Source organism: Variovorax sp. PAMC26660 (genome assembly GCF_014302995.1).
GTDB lineage: Bacteria > Pseudomonadota > Gammaproteobacteria > Burkholderiales > Burkholderiaceae_C > Variovorax.
Genome location: NZ_CP060295.1, coordinates 1,595,015 through 1,621,632, shown reverse-complemented (window position 1 = coordinate 1,621,632; position 26,618 = coordinate 1,595,015). Strand labels below are relative to the sequence as shown.

Genomic DNA, 26,618 nt, shown 5'->3' with positions numbered 1-26,618 from the left:
CGATTGGAATGTTTTCGCGATAGTCGTAAATGTTAAGGCGAAGGCGTTACATGTGGACACGAGGCCGATAATTCACTCGGTTCTTGCGGCCTTTTACCGCTTTTCGCGTGGCCTTTTGCCCAAAACTCGACCAAATTTGCATGACGTTGAACCCCAAAACGCTGCTTCGTGTGTCAGTAGTCGTTGCCTTGATCACCATCGTGCTCAAGGGACTGGCCGGCTACATGACGAATTCCATGGGCCTGATCTCGGACGCGATGGAGTCCTTCGTCAACCTCGCGAGCGCCATGTTCGCGCTGGCCATGGTGACCATCGCCGAGCGCCCTGCCGACGACGACCATCCCTACGGCCACCACAAGGCCGAGTATTTCTCCTCGGGCTTCGAAGGCATCCTGATCGTGGGCGCCGCCATCGCGATCCTGTGGGTTTCCATCCAGCGGCTACTGTCCCCGCAGCCCCTGGAGCAGTTGGGCTGGGGCCTTGCGTTGTCGGTGATCAGCTCGGGCTTCAATGCGGCGCTGGCCATCGTGCTGTTCCGGGCGGCGCGCACGCACCGCTCGATTGCGCTGGAAGCAGACGGCCGCCACCTGATGACCGACGTCTGGACCTCCGCCGCCGTGGTGATCGGCATCATCGGCGTGCATTTCAGTGGCTGGCTCTGGCTCGATCCGCTGCTCGCCATCGGCGTCGCGCTCAACATCGTGCGCGAGGGCGTCAAGCTGGTGTGGCGCTCGTCGCAAGGGCTGATGGACGAAGCCCTTGACCCCGAGACCATCGCCACCGTGCGCGCCACCCTCGACGCCTTCGCCGCACGCCAGCCCGAAGGCAACCGGCTGCGCTTCGACGACATGGTGACGCGCGGCGCCGCCCAGCGCCGCTTTGCGGACCTGCACATGCACGTGCCCGGCGACTGGACCCTGCAACGCGCCGCGAACATGCGCGACGAACTGGAGCAGGCCCTGATGGACGCCGTGCCCGGCCTGCGCGTGACCATTCAATTGCTGCCGCTGACCATGGAAGCGCGCGCCACCCGACTCGAGGAACATCACTCATGAAAGCCGTGCTCCAGCGCGTGGCCCACGCCCGTGTCGACATCGCGGGCCGCACCGTCGGCGCCATCGACGCAGGCCTGCTCGTGCTGCTGTGCGCCGAGCGCGGCGACGTCGATGCGCTGGCCGACCGCATGCTCGCGAAAATCCTCAAGCTGCGCATCTTTTCCGACGACGCCGGCAAGATGAACCGCAGCGTGCAGGACGTCGGCGGCGGCCTCTTGGTCGTGAGCCAGTTCACGCTGGCGGCCGATGTGAGCGGCGGCAACCGCCCCAGCTTCACCCAGGCTGCATCGCCCGACGAAGGGCGCAGGCTCTACGACTACTTCGTGACCCAGGCGCGCGCCGCGCATCCGGTGGTGGCGACCGGCGAGTTCGGCGCCGACATGCAGGTGCACCTGCTCAACGACGGACCGGTCACGATCCCGCTGCAGATGACCGCTCAATAAGGCCGGGGCTCGAGCACCACTTCCCACGCGACCTTCGGGTGCTCGTAGCGGTCGATCGTGACCTCTGCGAGATGGTGCATGTGCCAGCCGTCGGCAAAGAGCTGTTCCACCGCAGTGCGGTCGAAGAAGCGCTTGGGGAAACCGTCGAACAGGTAGAAGCAGTCTTCATCCCTGCCGGTCACCGACGACGGGCCGCGCCCTCCGTAGTGCAGGTCGTTGACCGAATTCAGTCGGCACAGCAGCACGCCATCTGGACGCAGCACGCGATGAATGCGTCGGACCAGTTCCAGCGTCGCAGCCCACTCGAAGTAATGCAGCGACAGGCTGGCCAGCACCACGCCCACGGTGGCGTCGGCTGGTAGCGGAAACGGATCGCGAAAATCCTGGCAGTGAAACTGCGCACCGGCCGGCACCCGCACACGCGCGTGCGTCACCGCTTCCGACGACAGCTCGACCGCCACGACATGCAGGCCCGCATCGACCAGCGTGGCGCTGTCGCGACCCGCCGCGCAACCCAGTTCGAGCACCGGGCCTTCACGGGCCCGTTCCACCAGCAGGGGCAGCCACCGCGTCAGCCAGGGATCGGTGTTCGCGCCCGCGTTCGTCACTGCTACTTGCCGTAGGGATTGCGAATGCCCAGGCCCGCAAGAATCTCGATTTCGTACGCTTCCATCTCATCGGCGTCGCCTTCGCTGGTCTCGTGGTCCCAGCCCTGCGCGTGCAGCGTGCCGTGCACCAGCAGGTGCGCGTAGTGCGCGGCCAGCGTCTTGCGGTTTTCCTTCGCCTCGCGCGCGACCACCGGCGCGCACAGCACCAGGTCGGCCATCACCAGCGGGTTGTTCGCATAGTCGAAGGTCAGCACGTTGGTGGCGTAGTCCTTGCCGCGGAACTCGCGGTTCAGGCGCTGGCCTTCGTCGGCATCGACGATGCGCACGGTGATCTCGCCGTCGATGTCGAGCGCATGGCGAATCCAGCGCGTCACGCTGTGGCGCGGCAATGCGGCGCGATGCCGTTCGACGCCTTTGAAACGACCGAACTGCAGGGAGAGTGACAGTGTGGGGAGTGCCATTTCAGTGGCTCCGTTGGGCGTTGTGCTGCGGGTGCGGATGCTGGATACATTCGGGGCTTGTGCGAATGACACCGGGTACTCCCCTGTGCGAATGTCCCCCGCTTCGCTCCTCCTTTATTTCGCTGCGGGGAGCACCCGGTGTCATGCGCACAGGGCACGCTGCTGGTGTGCAGCCGATCAACGACCGCTGTGCATAACGCTCACGCTGGCGGTGTGCTCTGCGCAGCGAAATAAAGGAGGAGGGGCGCGCAGCGCCCCGGGGGACATTCGCGGAGCAGAGCACACCGTCGGCGTGGGCGCGCCCTGAAGAACGACGCACTCCAAACACAACGCGACGAACAAAAAAGCAAGCCCGCATCAGTGAGCCCCCGCACGCTTGCGCTGCCCGTCATAGGCGTCCACGATCTTCGCCACCAGCGGATGCCGCACCACGTCCGCACTCGTGAAGTGCGTGATCGCGATGCCGCTCACGCGCTTGAGCACGCGCTCCGCGTCGATCAGCCCGCTCAGTTGGTTCTTGGGCAGGTCGATCTGGCTCACGTCGCCCGTCACCACCGCGCGCGCACCGAAGCCGATGCGCGTGAGGAACATCTTCATCTGCTCGACCGAAGTGTTCTGCGCTTCGTCCAGGATCACGAAAGCGTTGTTCAGCGTGCGCCCGCGCATGAAGGCCAGCGGCGCGATCTCCAGCGCATTGCGCTCGAAGGCCTTCTGCACCTTCTCGTAGCCCATCAGGTCGTACAGCGCGTCGTACAGCGGGCGCAGATACGGGTCGACCTTCTGCGTCAGGTCACCCGGCAGGAAGCCGAGCCGCTCGCCCGCTTCCACCGCCGGACGCGTGAGCACGATGCGCTGCACCGCCGCCCGCTCCAGCGCATCGACCGCGCAGGCCACCGCCAGGTAAGTCTTGCCCGTGCCGGCCGGGCCGATGCCGAAAGTGATGTCGTGCTTGGCGATGTTGTCCAGATACAGCGCCTGAGTGGGCGTGCGTGCGCGCAGGTCGGGGCGGCGGGTGACGAGCATGGCCGCGTCGTCGTCGCCCTCGGTCATCGAGCCGTCGCCGGCCAGCGTGAGCTGCACCACGGCCGGGTCGATCGTGCGCTGGGCAATTTCGTAGAGTGCCTGCAGCACGTCCATTGCGCGCCGCGCGGTGGCCTTCGGGCCGTCGACCTTGAACTGCTCGTGACGGTGCGCGATCTTCACTCCCAGGGCTTCCTCGATGCGGCGCAGGTGCGCATCCAGGGGGCCGCACAGGTGACCGAGGCGCGAATTGTTCAGTGGGGTAAAGGTGTGTCGCAGAATCACGCCGGACATTTCAAGGAAAAAGGGCACCCATGATAGGCAAACTCACCGGCATCCTGGCCGAACGCAATCCGCCGCAAGTGGTGGTGGACTGCAACGGCGTCGGTTATGAGGTCGATGTGCCGATGAGCACGTTCTACAACCTCCCCGCCACCGGCGAGCGCGTGTCGCTGCTCACGCACTTCGTCGTGCGCGAGGACGCGCAGATTCTCTATGGCTTCGGCACCGCCGAGGAGCGAGCGGCCTTTCGCCAGCTCATCAAGATCACCGGCGTGGGCCCGCGCACCGCGCTCGGCCTGCTCTCGGGCATGAGCGTGGGCGAACTGGCGCAAGCCATCACGCTGCAGGAACTCGGCCGCCTGGTGAAGATTCCGGGCATCGGCAAGAAGACCGGCGAGCGGCTGCTGCTCGAACTCAAGGGCAAGCTGGGCGCCGACATCGGCCTGCCCGCGCACGCGACCTCCGACGCGCAGGCCGACATCCTGCAGGCGCTGATCGCTCTGGGCTACAGCGACAAGGAAGCCGCGCTCGCGCTCAAGGCGTTGCCGAAGGAAGCGACGGTGAGCGAAGGCATCAAGTTGGCACTGAAGGCCCTGGCCAAGTGAGCCTGCGCGGGGCCTGGTCGCGCGTCCAGGCGCTGCGCCAGGAGTCCGTCCGCAGCGATGAGCTGCTGATGCGCGCAGCCCTGATCGGCTGCGTGCCGATCCTCCTGGCCTACGGGTGCGCGGGCCTCGTGTACGGCAACCTGCCGCTGTTCACGCCGATCGGCTTCATCGACATGCCGGGTGCCTGCGCCTGGCTGACGGCCGCGATGGCTTTCGCGCTGGCGATCTTCGCGGTCGACTGGCTGGTGCGTGGCGAGCTGGAGCCCGTGCCGCCGCCAGTCACGGTGGTTAAGAAGCAGGTCTGGCGGCCGGGGATTTTTCCGTTGCCCGCGCCGCCGCCGCATGTTTTTCCGCAGCCTCGTTCTTCCCCGTTGCGCATCGGCTGCCTGAGCGTTGCGGCCGTGGCTTGCATGTCCGCGCTGGCAGGGCGCGCCACGCTCGCGCTGGGCTGGCAGGCCTTTGCGCGCCCCGGCGGCCTGGCGCCGCAGGCGGAATGGCCGCTGTACCCGTTGCAATGGATCTGGCAATGGTTGCTGCCGCTGGTCCGCGACCGCTTCGTGCTCGGGCTGATCGGTGTCGGGGCCGCCCTGTTCGTCGCGGCGCAGTTGATGGCGTGGCGCAAGGTGCGCGGTGCGTGGTTTCCGCTGCTGGTGGTCTTGCCGATGCTGCTGACGCTCAACTTCCTCGGCTCGGCCGCCTTCGACTTCGCCGCCGCCCGGGGACTGGGCGGCTTGAACGAGCCCGAACTGGTGAGCGCGCTCGCGCAACAGCCGGGTCGCTACAACATCTTCACCTTCCTGAGCCTCTGGGGCGCCATCGGCTTCGGCACGGTCGGCCTCATCGTGGGCTTCTGGTTCGGCCGGTCGCGGACCATGGACAAGGATTGATCGCTCATTCGAGCGTCAACCCGATGTCCTTCACCAGCGCGCCCCAGTCGTGCATGTCTTTCTGGATCGTCGCGGCGAACTGCTCGGGCGTGTTCTGCGGCAGGTCGGTGAAATTGAGCTCGCGCATGCGCTGCACCACGGCCGGGTCTTTCAGCACCTGGTTCACCGCCTCGTTGAGCCGCTTCACGATGGCCGGCGGCGTCTTCGCCGGCGCCAGCAACCCGTACCAGGAATAGTTGGTGAAGGGGTAGCCGGCCTCGGTCATCGTCGGCACGTCGGGCAGCATCGGGATGCGCGCGGGCCCGCTGTAGGCCAGCGCCTTCAGGCGCCCGGCGCGCACGATCTCCACCGTCGACGATATGTCGGCGAACGCCGCATCGACCTGGCCGCCCATCAGGTCCTGCACGCAGGGGCCGCTGCCCTTGTAGGGCACATGCATCATCGACAGGCCGGCCTGCTTCTTGAGGCTTTCCATCGCCAGGTGGCCGCCGGAGCCGTTGCCCCAAGAGCAGTAGCTGAGCTTGTCGGGGCGTGCCTTCGCATAGGCGATGAATTCCTTGAGCGTCTTCACCGGCAGGTCCTGGCGCACCAGCAGCAGGTTGCCGCCGCGCCCGACCTGCGCCACTGGCGCGAAGTCCTTCACCGGGTCGTAGGGCAGCTTCTTGTAGAGGCTGGGGTTCACCACCATCGCCGCGGCGTAGGTGAACAGCAGCCGATAGCCGTCGGGCGTGCCGCGCGCCGCAAGGTCGATGCCGAGGATGCCATTGGCACCGGGCCGGTTGTCGACGATGAAGGTCTGCTTCAGCGTCTTGCCGAGCGCTTCCCCGATCAGGCGCGCGATGGTGTCGGTGCCGCCGGCCGCCGTCGTGGGAACGACCAGTGTCACCGGCTTGTCGGGGTAGGCCTCGGGGCCCTGTGCGTGGGTGGCTGTCGCCACCCAGGCGGCGAGCGCGCCGCAGGCCAGCGCGCGCAGGGGGTGTCGCAGGAATGTGTTTGTCATGTTTTTTGTCTCCTGGGATTTGAATCAGTGAATGCCGAAGCGCGCCTGCGTTCCCTGCTCGATCATGTCCGCGCCGACGCGGTACAGGTTGCGCGACACGTAGCTGGGCACCTGCCGTGCGCGCTCGCGAAGCCATTCGGCCTTGAGCGAGCGTGCTTCCACGATCTCTGGCGCGTTGCCCTCGGCGGTGGCCAGCAGGTCGATCACGTGAAGCGCAAGCTGCCAGTTGCCGCCCTGCGCCAAGGTGCTTGCATGCGTGATCACGCCGCGCTTGTCGGTGATGGCGTCGGCCACGGCCTGCCCTATCGCCTCGGGCGCCTCGGGATGCAGCGAGGTCGGGTTGCGGTCCCACCAGCCGTTCTCCGAGCGGTAGATGTCGCGCACGATGTAGCCAGGGTCGCCGTAGGTGGGCTTCATCCAGTCGACGCCGAACAGCTCGTCGGGAAAGCGGATGCGCGCCAGGATGCCGCGCTCGTTCAGCCCCTCGTTCATGAGCCGCACGACTTCGGCACGCAGCCAGCGCAGCGCGCGGGCGGTGTGCGTGAGCACGTGCCGCACCTGTTCCTCGCCTTCGAGCGTGGTGCCGAATTCGCGCACCGCCTTGCGCGCACCGAGTGCTGCGAGCGCATCGAGCGTGTCGGCCCAGCGCACCGTGTCGCGCATCGTGCGAAAGGGCGTGCCGATGTTGGGAATCGAATCGATCAGCGCCGCGCCGCCGTAGAGCACGCGTTGAGCCGGGCTCCACAGCGCGATCGCGTCGTCGGTTTCCGAAGGCGCCCAGCGCAGCTCGACGCGACGGTCGCCGTGGCCGATCTGCAGGCGGTCGTCGAAGGTCTCTGTCGGCGTGTGCATGGCGAGCCGGCGGTCGAAGAAGCCGGCAGGCCGGTTGAACTGGATCTCGGCCATGCGGTGCTGCAGCGCCTCGGTCTCGCGGTAGCGCGCATAGCGCCGCGGCACGTTGCGGTGCGCGATGACGCGTGGCGGCGCATCGCCTCGCTGCGCGGCATGCGCCAGCCACATCGGCACGCCGGCGTTGTAGCCCACGTGCCCGTGGCTGTAGCACAGCGCATGCAGCGGCGCATCGCTGATCTGGCGCACCGCGTCGATCATTCCCTGCGTCACCGAGCCGCCCGGACCGGCGTCGATCACCACGAGGCCGAGGTCGGTCTCGGCCACGAAGGACTGCCCCTGTCCACGCAGGATATGCAGGCCGGGCGCGACCGTCTCGGTGCCCGTGCCGACGATGAGGAAGGGTTTCTCCTGTTCCACGTTGTTCGTGCTCATGCGGCCTCCCCGGTGCGGACCAGCGCCGGCAACGCATAGCGGCCGTCCAGCATTTCGGTGCGCGGCACATAGGCGCGAAGGCAAAGGTAGAAATCGCCTTCGGGCGCGGGCAGCCAGTTCGCCTGCGCGGCTTCGCTGTCGGGGCGCGCATGCTGGATGTGCAGCGTGAGCCCGCCGTCGGCATCGCGGCGCAGCGCGGGCGTGCGGTCGCCGATGGCATAGCGGTCGATAGGGTTGTCGACCAGCATGTAGTCGCGGCAGTCGTACATCGTGAGCGACCAGAAGGCCTCGACCGGTGGCATCGCATTGGGCGCGAATCGCAGCGTGTAGCGGCCGCTTCCGCGCAGCTTGCGGCCCGAGGCGTCGTGCCATGCGAGCGGATAGGTCGCCTCGCGGCTTTCGAGCATGCCGATGTACTTGAGCGCCACCAGCGCGCGCGCCAGATGGTCGTCGCCGAAGCTGCCTTCGACCAGCGGCATCTGCACCCAGCCGGTGGAAGTCGAGGCGCCGGACTGCGCGTTGCGTAGCCGCGGCAGCACGGTATCGAGCGCGTCCTGCAGCACGGTACGTTGCGCTTCGTCGAATGCGCCGGCATCAGGCCCGAGCCCGAGTTGGGCGAAGCGGGCGATCAATTCGGCATCACGCGCGGGCGGCGGGTTCTCGCGCAGCGCACGGTTCACCTGCGCCGCGAAGTGTTCGGCGGTCAGCGGTGCCTTCGGGTCGCAGGCCGGGTCGAAGGGCTTCGGCTTTGAAGGCTTGCCGGCCTGCCAGTCATCGAGCGTGCGAACGAGAAAACCATCCTGCAGCGCATTGACCGCAGGCACGTCCTGCAGCCCGTCGACCAGGATGCGGCCGATGATCCACAGCCAGCGCGTGGGCGCTTCGATGTGCGCGCCGGCCTCACGGAATGGGGCAGGCAGTTCGCCGCGCCAGCCCGGCGGCGTGACGAGGAACGAACGCGCGCCCGTGCCCGTGAGCCGCTGGCCGATGTGCACGAAGGGGTTCGTGTAGAAGTCGAGCAGGCCCAGCACGTAGTAGCGCCCGGCCGTGTCCGGCACGTCGATCACCAGCGGGCCGTCGACCAGGTCGAGCCATGCGTTGGTGTAGAGCGTGTCATTGTTCGGCGTCACCACGCGACTCTTGCCCGCGCCCAGCAACTGCCGCGCGTGCGTGAACACGTTGCACCAGCGCTGGGGCTTCGGCGCCTCGCCGGCGATGTCGGTGCGCTGCGGCGAGGTGGCCGCGCGCATGCGGCCCATCTCGTAGAGCGGAAAGGCGTAGACGACGGCCTCTTCGGCCAGCGTGTGCAGTTCGGTATCGGTGTTCGCTTGCATCGCTCAGCCTTGTTGTGCCTGCAGTGCAGGAATGCGCCAGCTCTGCACGCCTTCGCGCGGGTAGTACATGCGCAGGATCAGGTAGAAGCGACCGGCCGGCGTGGGCAGCCAGTTGGCGGTGTCGGCCGGACGCGCGTGGCTCAGCCTGATCTCCAGGCTGCCGTCCGCTGCGCGCTTCAAACCGGGCGTGCGGTCGCCGATCGCATGGCGCCTGATCTCGTTGGAATAGAGAAAACGGTCTGCGTCGTAAAGCGTCACCGACCAGAAGGCATCCGCCGGCGGCAGGTCGTCCGCCTCGAAGCGCATCGCGTAGCTGCGCTGGCCATCCAGCGGCTCCTGCTTCGCGTCGTGATGCGCCGCCGCGTACACCGCCTCGCTGGTGGCCAGCGCGCCAAGGCCCAGGTAGGCCGTGCGGGCGCGGCCGAGGAATTCGTTGCCGTAGCGTCCGGTCGCTGGTGTCATCGACCAGGGCTTGGGGCGGCGGTTGCGGCCCGTGGCCGCGATCAGCTGCACGCCTTCGGCAAAGCCTTCGAGCAGGCCCTCGCGTGCCGGCTCATCCAGCGACTCCCATGCAAACGCGGCATCCGCTCGCAGCCCGACCTGGCCGAACCAGGCCACCATTGCGCGGTCTTCCACCCGGCCCGGTGATTCGGCCAGCGCGTGGCACATGTTTGTGAAGAAGCGCGGCGCCACCTGCGCGGCCGGCTCGTCGTGCTCGAAGGCGGCGGCCATGGCGTCCACGGGCGGGCCGGCCCAGTGCTCGACGGCGGCCGGCCGCCCCTGCAGTGCTGTGCCGGGAGCAGGCGCCAGCCCGATCTCGGACTGCAGCGCACGCGCGGCCGGCCAGTCGCTCTCGTCGCCTACCAGGATGCGGCCGATCAGCCAGACGAGGTCGGTCGGGCAGCGCACCACGCGGTGGCCGGCGAGCGATTCCGGCACCGTGCCGCCAGGGCCGACGAGCACCACGGTCTCGCCCTCGGGATTGCAGTTGCGCGGCCCCAGGTTCTCGAAGTTCTCGGTGTACGCGTCGTACAGCGGCAGCACGAAGTAGCGCCCCGGATGGCGCGCCGACGCAGGCACCGTCAGCAGCATCGGCCCGTGGGCCAGGTGAATCCACGCGATGGTGTAGAGCAGGTCGTTGGCAGGCGTCACCACGTCGCGGTCTTCGTCGGTGGAAGGGCGCGGCGCATGGTGCAGCGTGTTCAGCGGCGCGCGCACATCCGAGCCGTGCGAGGCACCGGTGCGGCGTTCGCCCTGCGGCGCGGTCTGCATGGCACAGGTGCGGTAGGTCTCGGTGAGCGGATAGCCGTAGACGAAGGCGGCCAGGCCGATCGAGCGGGCGAGTGCCTTGCGCGCGAGGGCGACGGCGAGATGGGGTTCGGGAGCATTCATGGGGAAGACCTCGTTGCTGGAATTCATGGGGATGCGAATGGATGGCGCTCAGTCGAGCTTCACGCCCGTGGCCTGCGTGAGCCGCAGCGTCACGGGAAGGAAGGCCTTGTAGGCGGCCGTGGCCTCGGCCGGCAGGTTGCCGACCGGCTCGGCGCCCAGTTCCTCGATGCGTCGGCTGACCTCTGGCTGGCGGATCACCGCGCTGACTTCGCGCCCGAGCCGTTCGACCACCGCGTCGGGCGTCTTCGCGGGCGCCATCAGCGAGGTCGGACCGGTGAGCGCATAGACCTCGTCGGCGTAGCCCTGCTCGGCGAAGGTCGGCACATCGGGCAGCGCCCTGGCGCGGCGCGGGCCGGCGACCGCCAGCGCGCGCAGCTTGCCGGCCGCGATGTACGGCTGCAGCGTGGTGATCGAGCCCACGGTCATGTTGATGACGCCGCCGATCAGGTCGACTGCCATCGGGCTCTCGCCCTTGTAGGGCACGTGCAGCGTCTGCAGGCCGTAGGTCTTGTCCATGTAGACCTGGATCTGGTGCGGCTGCGTGCCCGGCCCCCACGAGCCCATCGTGTACTTGCCGGGCGCGGCCTTCACCGTGGCGATCAGGCTCTTGAAGTCCCTGGCCGGCACGGAAGGGTGAACCGCCAGCACCGTGCGCGTGGTGGCGATGTCCGAGACCATGCGCAGGTCGGTGCGCGGGTCGTACGGCAGCTTGCTGTAGAGCACCATGTTCGCGGTGACCGGGCCGGGCACCGTCAGCAGCAGCGTGTAGCCGTCGGGCGCGCTCTTGGCAACGTAGTCGGTGCCGATGATCCCGCCCGCGCCGCTGCGGTTCTCGACCACCACCGGCTGCCCCAGTCGCTTCGACAGCCCTTCCGCCACGATGCGCGCAAGGATGTCGGTGGAGCCGCCTGCCTGGTACTGCACGATGATGCGCAGCGGCTTCGACGGGAAGGCGCCTTCTGCCAATGCACTGCCTGCCGCGAGGGCCATCGCAGCGCCGATGCCGAGCACGCGCACAAGTCCGGCGGCCGTGGTGCGTTGCTTCTTCGATGTCGTCATGCGATCTGTCTCCGGTGGTTGTTCGTTCATGTGCCGCGCCCGACGACCAGTGCATCGACCGCCACGCAGCCGCCATCGGCCAGCGGCCGCGCGATCAGCGGGTTGATCTCGGCGCTGTCGAGCGAGTCGCCGGCGCGCAGCGCGAAGTCGGCCAGCGCGCACAGCGCATCGGCGATCGATTCGAGGTCGACTGGCGCACGGCCGCGCGCGCCGTCGAGGATCGCGAAGGCACGCAGCCCGCGCACCATCGCCAGTGCGTCGTCGCGCGTGATCGGCAGCGCGCGCAGCGACACGTCGCGCAGGGTCTCGACGTGGATGCCGCCCAGGCCGAACATCAGCACCGGGCCGAACACCGGGTCGCGGTGCACGCCCGCGATGCATTCGACGCCGCCGGTCAGCATGCGCGCCACGAGCGCGCCGTCGAGCCGTGCATCGGGCCGCGCGGTGAGGGCGTGGTCGCGCGTGCGCTCGAAGGCCGCGCGCGCCTGCGCCGCGCCGCGCAGGCCGAGCGCTACGCCACCGACGTCCGACTTGTGCGGGATGTCCGCGCTCACGATCTTCACGACCACTGCATCGCCGATGGCTGCGGCGGCTGCCGCAGCCTCGTCGGCGCTGCGCACCACGCGGTGCGCCACCACGGGCACGCCGGCTTCGGCAAGCAGCGCCAGCGCGTCGGGTTCGGACATCGCGCCGGGTGCGAGCTTCAGCGGATTCGACGGAGGTGCCGAGGCCGTCGAAGGCGCAGCGCCCGTCTTCAGCCCCGCCAGCGCGGCAATGGTGCGGATGCCGTCCGACGGATCGGCGAACACCAGGCAGCGCATTGCTTCCAGCTCGGCGCGGCGCTCCGGCGCCAGCAGCGTGCTGATGGCGAGCAGCGTGTGGGGATAGACCGCGCGCAGCGAACTCACGAGCCCGCGCAGCACCGGCCAGAACGCATCCGATGCACCCGCAGCAGCCAGGAACCCCATCCACGAGGCGAAGCCACGGTCGTCGAGCATCACGCGGGCGCTGCGCTCCAGCAGGCTCATGTCGTTGGTGACCTGCCCCGTGATGTCGACCGGGTTGCGCGGCGCTGCGAAGGGCACCCAGCTGCGCAGCGTGTCCTGCGCGGCCTCGCTCAGCGGCTGCACATCGAGGCCCTGTGCCGAGGCCTCGTCGGCCATCAGCGCACCCACGCCGCCCGACAGCGTGAACAGGCCTATCGAGCGGTCGCGCGGACGCCCCGCCACGGCCGCGCTGTGCGCCAGGTCGAAGAACTCGGTGAGGTTGCGCGCACGCAGCACGCCGTACTGACGGAATACCGCGTCATACACCGCGTCGTCGCCAGCGAGCGCGGCGGTGTGCGAGGCGGCGGCCTGCGCGCCCAGCGCCGTGCTGCCGACCTTGACCATCACCACCGGCTTTCCGTTCGCCTGTGCCAACGCCAGTGCTGCGCGCAGCCGGGGGCCGTCGCGGCAGCCTTCCATGTAGCCCATGATCACGTCGGTGGCCGGGTCCTGCGCGAGCCAGGCCAGGCAATCGGCGAATTGCACGTCGGCCTCGTTGCCGGTGGTGGCCCACAGCGACAGTCCGACGCCGCGCTCTCGCGCCATCGAATACGCATAGGCACCGAACGCGCCCGATTGGCTCACCAGTCCGATGCGCCCCGCCGCCACGCGGCCCACGCCGGGCGCCGGCGAGAAGGTCGCGTAGACATTGCGCGCGATGTTCATGAAGCCCAGGCAGTTGGGTCCGATGAGCCGCACACCGGCCGCGCGCGCCTTGTCGCCGAGCCGCACCTGCGCAGCGGCACCCTCGGCGCCGATCTCGGCAAAGCCCGAGGAGAACAGCACGACCCCTTTCACCTTGGCGGCAATGGCGTCGTCGAGCGCACCGTCGACCAGCGCGGCGGGCACGGCGAGGATGGCCAGGTCCACCGGTTGGCCGATGTCTCGCAGGCTCGGCCATGCGGGCAGGTCCTGGATGCGGTCGGCATTGGGGTTGACCGGATAGAGCGCGCCGTCGAAGCCGAAGCGGCGCTGGAAGTCGACCGGAATGCCGCCGATCTTCTGCGGGTTGGACGAGGCACCGACCACCGCGATGGAGCGTGGTGCGAACAGGGCCGACAGCGATTCGGCCTGGGAAGTGAAGAAATCCATGGAGCGAGTTGAAGAAGGCGTTTCAGAAGTTGTGGCGGATGCCGGTGGCGAGCACGCGCACGCCGTTGCCGCTGTTGGGCGCGACCGCGATGGTCGCGAGCGAGGCCGAGGCGCCGTGCCGGTTGAGCAGGCGCAGCCAGCGCGCATAGAGCACCGTGCGCTTGCTCAGGTAGTAGTCGTAGCCCAGCGTCCAGGCCAGTTGCGAGCGGTCGGTGCCGGCCACCTTGCGCTGCACGGCCTCGAACATCAGGTTCGACGAAGGCGTCACGTTGTAGGTGGCGCCCAGGCTCGCGAGCTTCGCGGTCGGAACGCCGGGCAGGCTCGAGGTGTTGCGCATGTAGTTGGCATAGAGCTGCAGCCCGATGGCCGGCAGCTCGTACGCACCGCTCAGCGCCTGGTAGGTGGTGGTGGCGGGCGAGGCCACGGGCGCTGCGGCCGAGCCGGAACGCGCGCGCTGAAACGCATAGGCGATGTAGTAGGGCTTGCTCGCCCAGCCCATGCTGCCGCCGTAGAAGTTGCCGCTCTGGTGGCTCGGCGCACTTGATTCGCCCGGTGCATAGGCGATGTCCGCGAAGAAGTCGCTGCTGGCCGGCGTGCGGTAGCGCACCATGTTGCTGGCACGGGCCGCGAAGGGTGTGAGCCCCGGCTGCGCATCGGTGGCGGCCACCAGGTTGATCGGCGAGAACACGGAGTTGATGCCGTACGGGTCGGCCCGGAACAGCGCATAGAACATCGGCGTGTACATGCGGCCCGCGTCGATCTGCCCCCACGGCGCCGAAAAGCCGACGAAGGATTGGCGGCTGAACGAGATGGCCGGCCCGGGCAGCGTGCCGCTGCCGGTATCGGGCGCGAAGCCGCTTTCGAGCGTGAAGTGCACGCCGAGGCCGCCGCCCAGGTCTTCCGTTCCGCGAAAGCCGATGCGCGATGCCGTCTGGCCGCCATCTTCGAGCCGCACCGACGAGGTGTTCCCCGACTTGGCCTGCGCCATGTAGAGGTCGACGGTGCCGTAGACCGTCACGCTGCTCTGCGCCAGCGCGAGCGAGGAGGCCGCCAGCGCGAGGCCGGCGGTGCTTGTCTTCTTCATGTGGTCTTGTCTCCGGTGTGGCTTGCCGCATGCGGATGCATGCCGGTGCCGCTTGTGTGCTTGTCGATGTCCGGTCCTTACGATAGAAACGACAGCCCCCCGAATCTGTCAACGCTTTGACAGATTCGCGAACATCACGGCAGGGAGAACCCGCTGGCCCGATCGACCCCATCCACCTCCAGAGATGCTGAAGAAAGCACCGCGCTGCTGGAGCGCGCGCTGCGCTGGAACGAGCTGTTCTCGCGCTGGCCCGACGCGCGCCGCGCCGATCTCATGAAGTCGGCGCGCCTGGAGCGCTACAGCCGGCGCACGCAGGTGCTGGCGCACGACCGCCACCGGCGGGAGCTGCTGGTGGTGGTGTCGGGCTGCCTGGAGATCAGCAGCATGAGCACCCAAGGGCGCAAGTACGTCAACGCCCTGCTCGGCCCCGGACAGGTGGCGCCACTGGTGCGCCTGCTCGACGACGTGCCGCTGGCCTACGACTACCACGCGCACGAGGACTCGGTGATCGTCCATCTGCCCTGCGATGCCGTGATTGCGGTGCTCGATGCCGAGCCCATCCTGTGGCGCGACGTGGCCAAGCTGGGCCTGCAGCGCCAGCGGCTGAGCATCGTGCTGCTGCAGAACCAGATGCTCAATTCCGTGCACGGCCGCGTGGCCGCCACGCTGATGAGCCTGATCCACTTCTACAGCGGACAGGGGGAGGGCGATGCGGCGCCGCTCGTGCGCCTCTCGCAGCACGACTTGGCGGCGATGCTTGGGCTGTCGCGCCAGACCATCAACAAGGAACTGGGTCGACTGGTGGAAGAGGGTGCGATCGACATGAGCTACAAGCGCATCCGCATCGTCGATGCCGAACGGCTTGCGCGCATTGCCGCAGGCACCTGAGCGCGCTCAGGGGTGGATCTTCTCGCCCTTGGCCAGCATCTCGACGAACTGCGCGATGCGCCGTGCCCGCGTCTCGGCTTTCTTCGCGCCCTGTGTGCGGAACAGCACCGCGTAGCGGTTGCGCGCATCCAGCGTGGCGAAAAACGCGGCGGCTTTCTTGTTGGCATCGAGCGCCGCCTGCAGGTCCGGCGGCACGACGGCCACGCTCGCTGCCTCGTAGGCCGCGTCCCAGCGGCCATCGGCCTTGGCGCGTTCGACTTCGGCCAGCCCGGCCGGCTGCATGCGGCCTTCCTCGATCAGCTTCAGCGCCTTGGCGCGGTTGATCTGCGACCAGATGCTGCGCTTGGTACGTGGCGTGAAGCGCTGCAGGAAGTACTGCGCATCCTCGCCCTTGCGCTGGCCGTCGATCCAGCCATGGCACAGCGCCAGTTCGAGCACGTCGGCGTAGGCCACCGTGGGAAAGCCGCTGTCCTTCTTCGCCATGCGCAGCCACACGCCGGCTGCGGTGCTGTGGTGGCGCTTGAGCCAGCGCGCCCAGCCGGCCACGGTGGGGCAGTCGACCGGCGTGTCGTGCGCGACCCGCTCGGGAACAACCGCCGCCGTGGCCGCCTTGGCGCGCGCCGCGCTCACGGCACCCACCAGTAGCGCAGTGCGTGGAAGTAGATCGGCGCGGCGAAGATCACGGAGTCGAGCCGGTCGAGCATGCCGCCATGGCCCTCGATCATCGAGCCCCAGTCCTTCACGCCACGGTCGCGCTTGATGGCCGACATCACCAGCCCGCCGAAGAAGCCCATCAGGCAGATCGTGAGCGCCATCAGCGCGGCCTGCCACGGGTTGAACGGCGTGGCCCAGGAGAGCGCGGCGCCCAGCGCGGTGGCGCTCGCCACGCCGCCGATCAGGCCTTCCCAGGTCTTGGAAGGCGACAGCTCGGGCGCCACCTTGCGCTTGCCGAACAGCTTGCCCCACACGTACTGCAGCACGTCGCTGCCCTGCACCACGATCACCAGGAAGGCAATCAGCAGCAGGTTGCGGCCCTCGAAGCCCGGAATCTGCAGCGTGAGCAGCGCGGGCACGTGGCTGATGCAGAACACGCACACCATCAGGCCCCACTGGATCTTCGAGGTGCGCTCCAGAAAGCGCTGCGTGTCGCCGCCCATCGTCGCAAGAATGGGCAGGAGCAGGAAGGCGTAGACCGGGATGTAGATCGAATACAGCCCGTACCAATCGATCCAGATCAGGAAGTACTGCCCCGGCAATGCGACGAAGAAGGCCAGCGCGATGGCCCCGTGGTCGCCGCGCCGCGTGTAGGCCAGGCTGATGAACTCGCGCAGCGCGTAGAACGAGATCAGGTAGAACAGCACGATCACGCCGCCCTTGCCGAGCGCGAAGGCCACGCCGATCACCGCCACCATCACCCACCACGCATTGACGCGCGAGTTGAGGTTGTCGATCACCGAATGCGGCTGGCCGTGCGCCACGCGCCACTTGAGCAGCGCGCCGATGGCCGAGGCCAGCACCAGCACGCCGAAGACGCCACCGAAGAGCTTGAGCGTGGTCCAGGCGAAAGGAGACAGTTCGATCATGATGCGGCGCCCTCGGCCTTGTCGTTGCGGTCGTATTCGGGGCGCAGGTCGAGCATGGCGGTGCGTGCGCGGGCGATGAAGGTGTTCTTGTCTTCGCCTTCCTCCAGCTTGATCGGCGCACCGAAGCGCACCGTGCAGGCCAGCGGAATCGGCACCAGCGTGCCCTTGGGCAGCACGCGCTTGAGGTTCTCGATCCACACCGGCACCAGCCGCACGTTGGGGCAGGCGCGCGCCAGGTGAAAGAGCCCGCTCTTGAGCGGCAGCAGGATGTCGTCGCCGGTGTTGCGCGTGCCCTCGGGGAACATGATGAGCGAGTCGCCGCCGTCCAGCGCGGCCTTCATCTGGTCGACCGGGTTCTCGCCGCGCGTTCCGCCGTCGCGCCGGATCATCAGCGCGTTGAACACGTCGGCGCCGATGAAGTGGCGCATCTTCGAGGCCATCCAGTAGTCCTGCCCCGCGACCGGCCGCGTGAGCGCGCGCAGGTCGGGCGGCAGCGTGGCCCAGAGCAGCACGAAGTCGCCGTGGCTCGTGTGGTTGGCGAAGTACAGCGTCTGCTCGGCCTTGGGGCTGGTGCCCGACCAGATCGCGCGCACGCCGGTCAGCAGCCCGGCCGCGCCGATGATCAGCTTGCCCGCGACGATGGCCAGTCCGCGCCGCAGTGCCGTGCTTTCGGGCGCCTGGGCGGGCGTGCCGTCGTTCTTGTTGTTGTTGTCTTCTTCGTTCAAGAGATGTCCTGTGTCATCAAGGCAAGGAGAAACATGGCGCTCTGGCAGGCGACCACGATGGCGTGGCGCTGCATGAGCTGTCGGGTGCCGAGCACGCGGTCGTCGAGCGGGCGTGTGGCTTGTGGTTGCTGCGATGGTGTCTCGCGCAGGCCGAGCGCAGAAAGCGCGCCGTCGAGTGCGTCCAGCGATGCAATGGTGCCGCGCGCCAGGCCGTCGAACAGCGCCTGGTCCAGCCGCAGCCGGAACGAGAAGTAGCGCTCCAGCACGCCGAGCACCAGCACCGCGCCGAAGCCCATGGTGGCCGTGGTCGAGAGCGAATGCAGCGTCAGCGCGAGCACCAGCGCCGCAATGCACATCAGCGCGAAGCCCCAGAGGGCCAGCACGGTGACGGCGTGCAGCAGCCCGGCCAGCGCCGCGCAGGTGGCGCGTTCCTTGTCAGTCATGGGGTGTTGCCTCCTGCACCGGATTCAGCGGTGCCAGCGACACCCGCCATGCGGGGCGCAGCACGATCTGCGGACGCGCGCGGCGCACGGCGTCCTCAGCCTGCGCTACGCCACCGACCGCGCCGTAGCGGCCCAGCCAGGCGATCACCGCGGCGGCGCTGCGCGAGAAGCCGAGCGCGCAGCAGACCCAGACCGGTGCACCGTCCGCATTGCGGCGCTGGCCTTCGATGACCGCCGCCGCGCGCTGCAGCCGCACCGTCGGCGGCACGACCAGATCGAGCAAAGGCACGCAGCGCGCATGCGGCACGCCGGCCGGCATCTGCAGCTCGGCGCACAGGCTCACCAGCCGGGGCTTGCCGGCGGCCAGCCATTCGGCGTGCGTGGGCCGGCGGCCCAGGCGAATGCCTGGCACCACTTCGACGGAGGCCGGGAGCTTGCGCGTCCAGAGCCAGGCGTTGAGCGCTGCGCCCAGTCGGTACGGCGCGAACAGCCAGCGCGCCGCCCAGCCCATGCGGCCCTGTCCGTTCATCTGGAACCCGCGCGCGCCGAAGCCGATGTAGTTGAGCGCCACGAAGGCGAGCGATGCCGCCGGCCATGCGAGCCACAACCACACACCGCCGCCATACAACGCAGCGGCAAGAAACAGCACCGCACCGATCGCATAGAAGCCCGCGAGCTTCCAGCGTTGCGCATCGCGCGTGATCCGCCACGCGCGCGGCATCGACACCACGCGTTCCAGCGGCCACAGCCACACGCACACCAGCCCGAGCAGCGCGCCGGTCGGAATGTCGATGAAGTGGTGCTGCCATGTCGTGAGCACCGAGGCGCAGATCGCGAACGCCCACACATGCAGCACCACCCGCGCCCACAGTGCGCGCAGGAACTGCCGATACCAATCCCACAGGATCACCGCCAGTGCGATGTGCAGCGAAGGCGCCTGGTTGAAAGGCTGGTCGAAGCCGCGCAGCGCATTGAACAGAAACGCCGGCGCGCCCTCGACCGGCGGCTGGCCGAAGCTGAAGTGCAGCGGCCAGACGATGAAACAGGTGCAGGCGATCAGCGTCGCCGTCACGAGCCGCAACGCATGCCGGTCCAGCGTGTGCTTGCTGCGCGCGAGGAACAGCGACAGCGCGTAGAAGACGTTGATCGTCCAGTACGGAAAGATGGTCCACGGCCAGAACGGTATGTGCCGCTCCCACTCGAAGGCCATCGACGGCACGTTCGCACAGGTGGTCGCCCACCAGTTGGCGAAGCCGTAGGTTGCATAGAACAGCGGCCCCAAAAACACCAGCCATGCGGCGGCGCGCTTCCAGGGCCGCTGCGCGAGCCAGGCGGTCATCGGAAAGCCTCCGTGCTGCGCACTGCGGCGCGAGCTTGCTTGGGGCGGCCCGGCGCGGCGCTCATCGCCCGGTGCGCACCGCCAGCGAAACCGTGAAGATCCCCCACTCATCGACCCGCTGGTCGATCTTGCGAAAGCCCGCTTCTTCCACCAGCTGATCCATCTCGACCTGCGTGCGGCGGCGCATCACCCAGGCTTCGCCCTGGCGATGGCTGGTGAGCGCGCGCGCGATCATTTCGAGTTGCGGATGCCACGGCTGGCCGGTGTAGACAAGGTAGCCCCGGTCTTCCACCGCGTCACCCACGCCCGCGAGCGAGCGCTTGACCATTTCGTTGTCGGGGAACAGTTCATACAGGCCCGACACCACGGCCAGCGTGGGGCGCGGCGTCACGCTCGCGAGGCTCATGCGGTCGAAGGCGTCGGCCTGCACGAACTGCGCAATGTCTTCCAGGCCCTTCTCGGCGATGAGTGCGCGACCGTCGCGCACGTTGATGTCGCTGTAGTCGCGCAGCAGGATCGACGCAGCCTTGACCGGGCTCGCCAGCACCGCGTCGAGCACGTAGCGGCCATGGCCGGCCGCGATGTCCATCACGCGCACTTCGCGGTGCATTTCGGCCAGCCGCTCCATCGCGATGCGCAGCAGCTCTTCGACGTGGATCTTGCGTTGGCGAATGCCGCGCCAGCCGATGGAGTTCAGGTAGGTGTTGTCGACGGACTTGCCCAGCGGCCCCTTGCCTTCCGGACGATTGCGGTAGACGTAGTCGAGCGTGCTGCCCGAGTCGAAACCGGTCGCGTGGCCGAGTGCAATGCCGCTCGACAGCGTGCCGCCCACGCGCAGGCCGCCGCGCGTCATGGCCCAGTAGGCGCCGCGCGGCGACAGGGGCGACAGCGGTTCGGCCAGCGCGCGCGATTCATCGGCGGTGTCGCCGCTCAGGTGCGCTTCGCGGCGGTCGACCGGTACGGCCGGCTCGTCGAAGCGCTGCAGGATGAATTCGCGGATCGACGCCACCGCGGGCGCGCGGTCTTTTTCGCCCAGCGTGTCATGGAAGAAGCCCGGCAGTTCGGTCTTGGTCTTGACCGCGCTGCCCAGCCGCTCGAAGAACTGGTGCTGCGGCTTGTGGTGCACCACCCAGTCGGCGCCCGAGATCAGCAGTTGCACCGGCAGCGTGATCGCGTTGGCATCGGCCACCACGCGGTCGGCCGCTTCGTACAGGCCCAGCAGGATGTTGACCGCGATGGGCCGCGAGATCAGCGGATCGCTCTCGTAGCTGGCGATGCGCTCGGGGTCGTGCGTGAGGAACTTCGCCTTCACATAGCTGTTGACGAAGAACAGGCCGCGCAGCTTGTGCATCAGCCCCAGCCCGGCGCGCGCGAACGGCACGTAGAGCTTCACCTTGAAGGCGGGAGACGCCAGCGTGAGGCCGCGCACCTTGGGCGCGTAGTCGTGCGCCCAAGTGGCGATCAGCACCGCGCCCACGCTTTGTGCGACGACGTGGATGTCTTGTTCGGGCACGCCGTGCGTGCTGCCGATGTGATGCACGAAGGTCTGCACGTCGCGCACCGAGGTGCCGAAGCTCGGGCTGTAGCCGCGCTGGCCGGGCGAGCGGCCGTGGCCGCGGGCGTCCCAGGCGAAGAAGTCGAAGTCGGGCAGGTTCAGCTCATCGACCAGGTGCGCCATGCGCGCGCCGTGCTCGTGGCCGCGATGGAACAGCACGATGGCGCCGCGCCGCGTGGCGCCCGTGGCGGGCCAGTGGCGGTAGAACAGCGATTCGCCGTCGTGCGTCTGGAAATGAAGTTCGTTCGGAACGCGTGGGGTGGTGTTGTTGGTCATTGAATCCCTGTGAATCTGTCTTGTTGTGTGTTGTTCAGCGGCGGCCGGCCGTGCCGGCAGCATCGGCTTCGGCCAATGCGCGGCGAATGCGGTTGACGGTGGTCCAGGCCACGAGCGCGGCGACCAGCGGCATCAGCCAGGCCGTCCAGCCCGGCAGCGGCCAGCCCAGCGCCACGTAGAGGCCGAGCGCGCCGAACACGAAGGCCCGGTCGCTCTTGCCCAACGGCCCGTCGTAACGGCGCGAGGCGCCCACCGTGGGGCCCAGCGCGCCGGCGAATTCGCTCAGCCCGGCCAGCACGATCACCGCGCCGACCCAGAACGGGCTGAACGGCAGCACCAGTGCAAAGGGCAGGTAGAGCGCGGCATCGGAGACCACGTCGGTCAGTTCGTTGAGAAAGGCGCCCAGCTTGCTTTGCTGGTTGTGCTCGCGCGCCAGCATGCCGTCGATGGCGTTGAAGGCCATGCGCAGGAACATCCATGCGGGGATGAGCCCGAAGGCCGCGAGCGAGGGGGCGGCAAAGAAAAGCCAGAGCCCGAGCGCGACCGATACGACGCATGCCGCCATCGTGACCTGGTTGGCGGTGACACCCATCGCATGCAGGCGGACCACCAGCGGCCGCAGCAGGGCCTGGAAACGCGGCTTCAGTTCGTAGATGGACACGTGCTGGCTTCCCCTCGTTTGTTATATGGCCGAAGCATTCTGCCAGTGAAGAATGGCCCCCACGCTCGGCACTTCGTGTCCTCGCTGCCCCCCGAGGGGGCCGCTCGCTTGCTTGGGGCGGCCCGGCGCGGCGCTCGGGACTAAACTCGTTGGCGCACACCTCTCTCAAATGACCATCCAGACCGACGACTTCGCGCCCGCCCCCCAACGCGTGGTGTCCGCAGCCCCTGCTTCGCCCAACGAAGAGGCCATCGAGCGGGCTTTGCGCCCCAAGCTGCTCGACGAATATGTCGGTCAGGCGAAGGTGCGCGAGCAGCTTGAAATCTTCATCGGCGCCGCGCGCAAGCGCAAAGAGGCGCTCGACCACGTGCTGCTGTTCGGCCCACCTGGCCTGGGCAAGACCACGCTGTCGCACATCATCGCGGCCGAGCTGGGCGTCAACCTGCGCCAGACCTCCGGCCCCGTGCTCGAAAAGCCCAAGGACCTGGCGGCGCTGCTGACCAACCTGGAGCCCAACGACGTGCTCTTCATCGACGAGATCCACCGCCTGAGCCCGGTCGTCGAAGAAATTTTGTACCCCGCGCTGGAGGACTACCAGATCGACATCATGATCGGCGAAGGCCCCGCGGCGCGCAGCATCAAGCTCGACCTGCAGCCCTTCACGCTGGTGGGCGCCACCACCCGCGCCGGCATGCTGACCAACCCGCTGCGCGACCGCTTCGGCATCGTCGCGCGGCTGGAGTTCTACACACCCGAAGAGCTGGCGTTGATCGTGACCCGCAGCGCCCGCCTGCTCAAGGTGGAAACCGACGAAACCGGCGGCTTCGAGATCGCCCGCCGTTCGCGCGGCACGCCCCGCATTGCCAATCGCCTGCTGCGCCGCGTGCGCGACTACGCCGAGGTCAAGGGCAACGGCCGCATCACCGAAGACATCGCGCACAAGGCGCTGGCCATGCTCGACGTCGATCCGCAGGGCTTCGACCTGATGGACCGCAAGCTGCTCGAAGCCGTGATCCACCGCTTCGACGGCGGCCCGGTCGGGCTGGACAACGTGGCCGCCAGCATCGGCGAAGAGCGCGACACCATCGAGGACGTGATCGAGCCCTACCTCATTCAACAGGGCTACCTGCAACGCACGCCGCGCGGGCGCATCGCCACGCTGGCAGCGTACCGCCACCTGGGCGTGACCCCGCCTTCCAGCCGCTCGGACGGCCAGGACCTGTTCGGAGTTTGAGAAGCCCATGCACACCCATGACCTGAGCGCCTGGCAGCACGACCACCATTTCGGCGCCGGCAATGTTTCGGCCGAGCGCAGCACGCGGCTGGTGATGTGGATCACCGCCGTGATGATGGTCGTCGAGATCGGCGCCGGCTGGTGGTTCAACTCGATGGCATTGCTGGCCGACGGCTGGCACATGAGTTCGCACGCGCTGGCCATCGGCCTGAGCGCCTTCGCCTATGCGGCTGCGCGGCGCTACGCGCGCGACCCGCGCTTCGCCTTCGGCACCTGGAAGATCGAGGTGCTCGGCGGCTTCGCGAGCGCACTGGTGCTGCTCGGCATCGCGGCGCTGATGGTGGCGGGCTCGCTGGAGCGGCTGTGGTCGCCCTCGGCCATTCACTACCCCGAAGCCATCTCGGTGGCCGTGCTGGGGCTGGTGGTCAACCTGGTCTGTGCGCGGCTGCTGGGCGGCACGCATCACGACCACGGCCATGACCATGGGCACCACGGGCATGACCATCACGACCACGACGGCCATGGCCACGACCTGAACCTGCGCTCCGCCTACATCCACGTGGTGGCCGACGCCGCCACATCGGTGCTCGCTATCGCGGCGCTGCTGGGCGGCTGGTTCTACGGCTGGGCCTGGCTCGACCCGGCGATGGGCATCGTCGGCGCGGTGCTGGTCGCGATCTGGGCCAAGGGGCTGCTGAAGGAAACCGGCAAGGTGCTGCTCGACCGCGAGATGGACCACCCGGTGACGGCCGAGATCCGAGAAGGCGTGGAAACCACCCTGGCCGAGTCTGAAACCCGCGTCGCCGACCTGCACGTGTGGCGCGTCGGCCGTGGCGCCTATGCCTGCGCGCTCACCGTCGTGACGCACTCGCTCACGCTGACGGCCGACGAGGTGCGCGCCTGCTTCTCGATGCACGAGGAAATCCGCCACTCGACGGTGGAAATCCAGCGCTGCGTGGACTGAGCCCGTGACGCTTCTTCATTTCTCCGCGGAAGCCGTGGTCCAGCGCCAGTTGGCTGCCTACAACGCGAAGGACCTTCAGGCATGGCTGGCCACCTATGCCGAAGACGCCCGGCAATACGAACTGGCGGGAAAGCTGCTGGCTTCCGGGCACGCCGAGTTGCGCGCCCGAACAGAGGTCCGCTTCGCGGAGCCCGATCTTCATGCGCATCTGCTGCAGCGCTCGGTCATGGGGGATGTCGTGGTCGACCACGAGGTGGTGACGCGCAACTTCCCCGAGGGTGTGGGCACCGTGGAGATGGTTTGCATCTATGTGGTCAGGGATGGCCTGATCCGGACGGCGTCGTTCGAGATCGGCCTACCGACGATGGGGCGAAAGCCCGCATAGCCGAGCGTCGGGTCTGCTCCTTCCCCCTCTGGGGGAAGGTTGGGATGGGGGCAGGCAGAGCGTGCCCAGTGGTGACGCCGCTTGCCCCCACCCCAACCCTCCCCCGAGAGGGGAGGGAGAAAGAGAAAGACAAAGTCAGGCAGCAGGCCGAGCGTGCCGAACGATCAATATCTGCGCCACGTAATACGTGGCCAGCACCCACAGCGACGCCAGCGGCAGCGGCATCACGAACCGATTCGTCGCCAGCAGCGCGTCGCTCAGCATGAAGAAGCACGCACCCACCGCCACCCATCGCGCGGACGGATCGGTGTCACGCAATACCGCAGCCCGCCCGATGGCCTGCGCCGCCATGCAAGCGATCACCGTCACATAGATGCCGACAGGAATGCGCAAGGCCGGCGGCAATCCGCCCTGCCAGAGAAACACATACATCGCCACGCCGATCAGCAGCGTCACCGCCAGCACGCCGCGCCGCGGGAACATGCCGACGCCGATGCGAAAGAGCGCGATGTACGCCAGATGCGCGAGCAGAAAGCACACGAGGCCCGGCACGAACAGGCTGGCGGAGCCCATCAGCAGCACGTCGCCTGCGAGCGAGCCGACCAGCCCCGCGAGCAGCAGCGCATCGAACCGGCCCACCGCGCCGGCTTTCATCGCGCGCCGCGCCGCGAAGAAGATGGCAATCGACAGCGCCAGCGGCTTGAAGATGTGATGCAGCCACGCAATGTCCAGCGCCGCGCTCGCGGTGGCGAAGGCGGCCGCTTCCACCAGCAGCACCTCGGTGACTGAAAGGCGCCCCTGCAGCGCGCAACCGATGGCCCACAGGCACGCCGTCAGCGCGGCCAGCCAGACGGCCGACTGCTGCAACGGCATCGCATCGGAAACCCAGAGGAAGAGCGCCACGCCCACCAGCAACAACAGGAATTGCAGGCCGGCAAACCACTGCACGCCGGGGCTGATCGGTGGCTCGTAGCGCGTCACCTTCGTGATGTCGAACGCCGGCTTCGGAAAGCGCGCCGCCACATCGGCCGGCCGCCAACCGGGCGGCTTGAGCCACACGCGCAGCTTGTCGGTCCAGCTCTTCGCATGCCATGAATCCTTCGCCAGCCCCCAGTACACCTCTGCGTTGGCCCACAGCGGGTCCCAGCTGCGAAGCTCGCCGCGCGTGCCGTAGACGCAGCGTTCGTCTTCCTCGCGGAAGGTGCCGAACATGCGGTCCCAGATGATCAGGATGCCGCCGTAGTTGCGGTCCAGGTAGTGGTCGTTCACGGCATGGTGCACCCGGTGGTTCGACGGCGAACAGAACCAGCGGTCGAACCAGCCCAGCTTGCCGACCTGCTCGGTGTGCACCCAGAACTGGTAGAGCAGGTCGACCAATGCCACCACCGCGAACACCAGTGGCGGCACGCCCGCCACCGCCATGGGTAGGTAGAAGATCCAGCCGAACAGCGCGCCGCTTGAGGTCTGCCGCAGCGCGGTCGACAGGTTGTAGTGCTGGCTCTGGTGATGCACCACGTGCGCCGCCCACAGCACGGCCGACTCGTGGCCCATGCGGTGCAGCCAGTAGTAGCAGAAGTCGTAGAACACCAGCGCCAGCAGCCAGCCGTACCAGGTGGTCCAGAAATCGCGGGCCGCCTCCTGCGGAAACAGCACCACCGCCGAATACACGGCGGTGTAGATGCCGATGCGCAGCAGCCCGGTGAGCACCGCGCTGATCTGGCTCAGCATGCCCAGCCCGATGCTGTTGACCGCATCGGCCAGGCGGTAGGTGTCCTGCCCCGTGCCCCGGCGTGCGCGCACGCGGCCGACCACGAATTCGATCGCGATCAGAAGAAAGAACACAGGGGTCGCAAGAACGATGATCTGGCCAGGGCGCATCGCGCGATTGTGGCGTTGCCGCCGGCCCACATGTC

Annotated in this window: 26 protein-coding genes; 8 read left to right on the top strand and 18 right to left on the bottom strand. The window is 68.1% G+C overall.

The genetic code is table 11. From position 1 onward, the window contains the following. Window positions 1-140: 140 nt before the first annotated feature. A complete protein-coding gene (locus H7F35_RS07770; protein ID WP_187112339.1) occupies window positions 141-1,055 on the top strand; it encodes a cation diffusion facilitator family transporter in 915 nt (304 codons plus the stop codon). Then, entirely contained in the window at window positions 1,052-1,498 is a 447-nt protein-coding gene (gene dtd / locus H7F35_RS07765) for a D-aminoacyl-tRNA deacylase (RefSeq protein ID WP_187112338.1), read from the top strand. Before H7F35_RS07770 ends, dtd begins: the two co-directional genes overlap by 4 nt. On the opposite strand, the gene H7F35_RS07760 is transcribed toward dtd, so the two are convergent. From H7F35_RS07760 to H7F35_RS07750, 3 genes are all read right to left on the bottom strand, one after another. Beyond that, window positions 1,492-2,106, bottom strand: a complete 615-nt coding sequence (locus H7F35_RS07760) for a class I SAM-dependent methyltransferase (RefSeq protein ID WP_187112337.1) — start codon at window positions 2,104-2,106, stop codon at window positions 1,492-1,494. The genes dtd and H7F35_RS07760 overlap by 7 nt on opposite strands. A gap of 2 nt (window positions 2,107-2,108) precedes the next feature. After that, a complete protein-coding gene (gene ybeY, locus H7F35_RS07755; protein ID WP_187112336.1) occupies window positions 2,109-2,567 on the bottom strand; it encodes an rRNA maturation RNase YbeY in 459 nt (152 codons plus the stop codon). Between the two features lie 357 nt (window positions 2,568-2,924). Continuing rightward, window positions 2,925-3,881, bottom strand: a complete 957-nt coding sequence (locus H7F35_RS07750) for a PhoH family protein (protein WP_187112335.1) — start codon at window positions 3,879-3,881, stop codon at window positions 2,925-2,927. A gap of 20 nt (window positions 3,882-3,901) precedes the next feature. On the opposite strand from H7F35_RS07750, the gene ruvA reads away from it, so the two are divergent. Together ruvA and H7F35_RS07740 are read left to right on the top strand one after the other, a co-directional pair. Next, window positions 3,902-4,474, top strand: coding sequence for a Holliday junction branch migration protein RuvA (gene ruvA / locus H7F35_RS07745; RefSeq protein ID WP_187112334.1), 573 nt, complete (start codon window positions 3,902-3,904; stop codon window positions 4,472-4,474). Then, window positions 4,471-5,361, top strand: a complete 891-nt coding sequence (locus H7F35_RS07740) for a hypothetical protein (RefSeq protein WP_187112333.1) — start codon at window positions 4,471-4,473, stop codon at window positions 5,359-5,361. Before ruvA ends, H7F35_RS07740 begins: the two co-directional genes overlap by 4 nt. 4 nt (window positions 5,362-5,365) lie before the next feature. On the opposite strand, the gene H7F35_RS07735 is transcribed toward H7F35_RS07740, so the two are convergent. From H7F35_RS07735 to H7F35_RS07705, 7 genes are all read right to left on the bottom strand, one after another. After that, the gene (locus H7F35_RS07735; RefSeq protein WP_187112332.1) at window positions 5,366-6,361 is read right to left on the bottom strand and encodes a Bug family tripartite tricarboxylate transporter substrate binding protein; all 996 of its coding nucleotides are present in this window, start codon (window positions 6,359-6,361) and stop codon (window positions 5,366-5,368) included. Between the two features lie 24 nt (window positions 6,362-6,385). Next, window positions 6,386-7,645: an alkyl sulfatase dimerization domain-containing protein gene (locus H7F35_RS07730; RefSeq protein ID WP_187112331.1), complete on the bottom strand. Its 1,260-nt coding sequence runs from the start codon at window positions 7,643-7,645 to the stop codon at window positions 6,386-6,388. Then, a complete protein-coding gene (locus H7F35_RS07725) occupies window positions 7,642-8,979 on the bottom strand; it encodes a DUF1254 domain-containing protein (RefSeq protein ID WP_187112330.1) in 1,338 nt (445 codons plus the stop codon). Before H7F35_RS07725 ends, H7F35_RS07730 begins: the two co-directional genes overlap by 4 nt. 3 nt (window positions 8,980-8,982) lie before the next feature. Then, window positions 8,983-10,398, bottom strand: coding sequence for a DUF1254 domain-containing protein (locus H7F35_RS07720; protein WP_410010767.1), 1,416 nt, complete (start codon window positions 10,396-10,398; stop codon window positions 8,983-8,985). A 21-nt stretch (window positions 10,399-10,419) separates the two neighbouring features. Then, window positions 10,420-11,361, bottom strand: coding sequence for a Bug family tripartite tricarboxylate transporter substrate binding protein (locus H7F35_RS07715; protein ID WP_261803670.1), 942 nt, complete (start codon window positions 11,359-11,361; stop codon window positions 10,420-10,422). A gap of 95 nt (window positions 11,362-11,456) precedes the next feature. After that, window positions 11,457-13,568: an acetate--CoA ligase family protein gene (locus H7F35_RS07710; RefSeq protein WP_187112328.1), complete on the bottom strand. Its 2,112-nt coding sequence runs from the start codon at window positions 13,566-13,568 to the stop codon at window positions 11,457-11,459. A gap of 22 nt (window positions 13,569-13,590) precedes the next feature. Further along, window positions 13,591-14,652, bottom strand: coding sequence for a porin (locus tag H7F35_RS07705; RefSeq protein WP_187112327.1), 1,062 nt, complete (start codon window positions 14,650-14,652; stop codon window positions 13,591-13,593). Window positions 14,653-14,925: 273 nt separating this feature from the next. Between H7F35_RS07705 and H7F35_RS07700 the strand changes: the two genes are divergently transcribed. Continuing rightward, window positions 14,926-15,540, top strand: coding sequence for a Crp/Fnr family transcriptional regulator (locus tag H7F35_RS07700; RefSeq protein WP_261803561.1), 615 nt, complete (start codon window positions 14,926-14,928; stop codon window positions 15,538-15,540). A 6-nt stretch (window positions 15,541-15,546) separates the two neighbouring features. On the opposite strand, the gene H7F35_RS07695 is transcribed toward H7F35_RS07700, so the two are convergent. The 7 genes from H7F35_RS07695 to H7F35_RS07665 form a co-directional block, all read right to left on the bottom strand. After that, a complete protein-coding gene (locus H7F35_RS07695; RefSeq protein WP_187112326.1) occupies window positions 15,547-16,179 on the bottom strand; it encodes a YdeI/OmpD-associated family protein in 633 nt (210 codons plus the stop codon). Continuing rightward, on the bottom strand, window positions 16,167-17,123 hold the full coding sequence (locus H7F35_RS07690; protein WP_187112325.1) for a phosphatidate cytidylyltransferase: 957 nt from the start codon (window positions 17,121-17,123) through the stop codon (window positions 16,167-16,169). Before H7F35_RS07690 ends, H7F35_RS07695 begins: the two co-directional genes overlap by 13 nt. Then, window positions 17,120-17,848, bottom strand: a complete 729-nt coding sequence (locus H7F35_RS07685) for a lysophospholipid acyltransferase family protein (protein WP_187112324.1) — start codon at window positions 17,846-17,848, stop codon at window positions 17,120-17,122. The genes H7F35_RS07690 and H7F35_RS07685 overlap by 4 nt, the downstream gene beginning before the upstream one ends. Beyond that, window positions 17,845-18,291 (bottom strand): hypothetical protein, encoded by a 447-nt coding sequence (locus tag H7F35_RS07680; protein ID WP_187112323.1) that lies wholly within the window; start codon window positions 18,289-18,291, stop codon window positions 17,845-17,847. Before H7F35_RS07680 ends, H7F35_RS07685 begins: the two co-directional genes overlap by 4 nt. Continuing rightward, on the bottom strand, window positions 18,284-19,630 hold the full coding sequence (locus H7F35_RS07675; RefSeq protein ID WP_187112322.1) for a phosphatase PAP2/dual specificity phosphatase family protein: 1,347 nt from the start codon (window positions 19,628-19,630) through the stop codon (window positions 18,284-18,286). Before H7F35_RS07675 ends, H7F35_RS07680 begins: the two co-directional genes overlap by 8 nt. 61 nt (window positions 19,631-19,691) lie before the next feature. Then, on the bottom strand, window positions 19,692-21,461 hold the full coding sequence (locus H7F35_RS07670) for a bifunctional alpha/beta hydrolase/class I SAM-dependent methyltransferase (RefSeq protein ID WP_187112321.1): 1,770 nt from the start codon (window positions 21,459-21,461) through the stop codon (window positions 19,692-19,694). A gap of 34 nt (window positions 21,462-21,495) precedes the next feature. Continuing rightward, window positions 21,496-22,122, bottom strand: coding sequence for a CDP-alcohol phosphatidyltransferase family protein (locus H7F35_RS07665; protein WP_187112320.1), 627 nt, complete (start codon window positions 22,120-22,122; stop codon window positions 21,496-21,498). Between the two features lie 169 nt (window positions 22,123-22,291). Between H7F35_RS07665 and ruvB the strand changes: the two genes are divergently transcribed. From ruvB to H7F35_RS07650, 3 genes are read left to right on the top strand one after another with little or no spacing between them, the layout of a single operon-like run. Beyond that, on the top strand, window positions 22,292-23,356 hold the full coding sequence (gene ruvB, locus H7F35_RS07660) for a Holliday junction branch migration DNA helicase RuvB (protein WP_187112319.1): 1,065 nt from the start codon (window positions 22,292-22,294) through the stop codon (window positions 23,354-23,356). A 7-nt stretch (window positions 23,357-23,363) separates the two neighbouring features. After that, a complete protein-coding gene (gene dmeF, locus H7F35_RS07655; protein ID WP_187112318.1) occupies window positions 23,364-24,320 on the top strand; it encodes a CDF family Co(II)/Ni(II) efflux transporter DmeF in 957 nt (318 codons plus the stop codon). Window positions 24,321-24,324: 4 nt separating this feature from the next. Then, a complete protein-coding gene (locus H7F35_RS07650) occupies window positions 24,325-24,705 on the top strand; it encodes a nuclear transport factor 2 family protein (protein WP_187112317.1) in 381 nt (126 codons plus the stop codon). Window positions 24,706-24,840: 135 nt separating this feature from the next. On the opposite strand, the gene H7F35_RS07645 is transcribed toward H7F35_RS07650, so the two are convergent. Then, entirely contained in the window at window positions 24,841-26,583 is a 1,743-nt protein-coding gene (locus H7F35_RS07645; RefSeq protein ID WP_187112316.1) for a lysoplasmalogenase family protein, read from the bottom strand. Window positions 26,584-26,618: the final 35 nt, after the last annotated feature.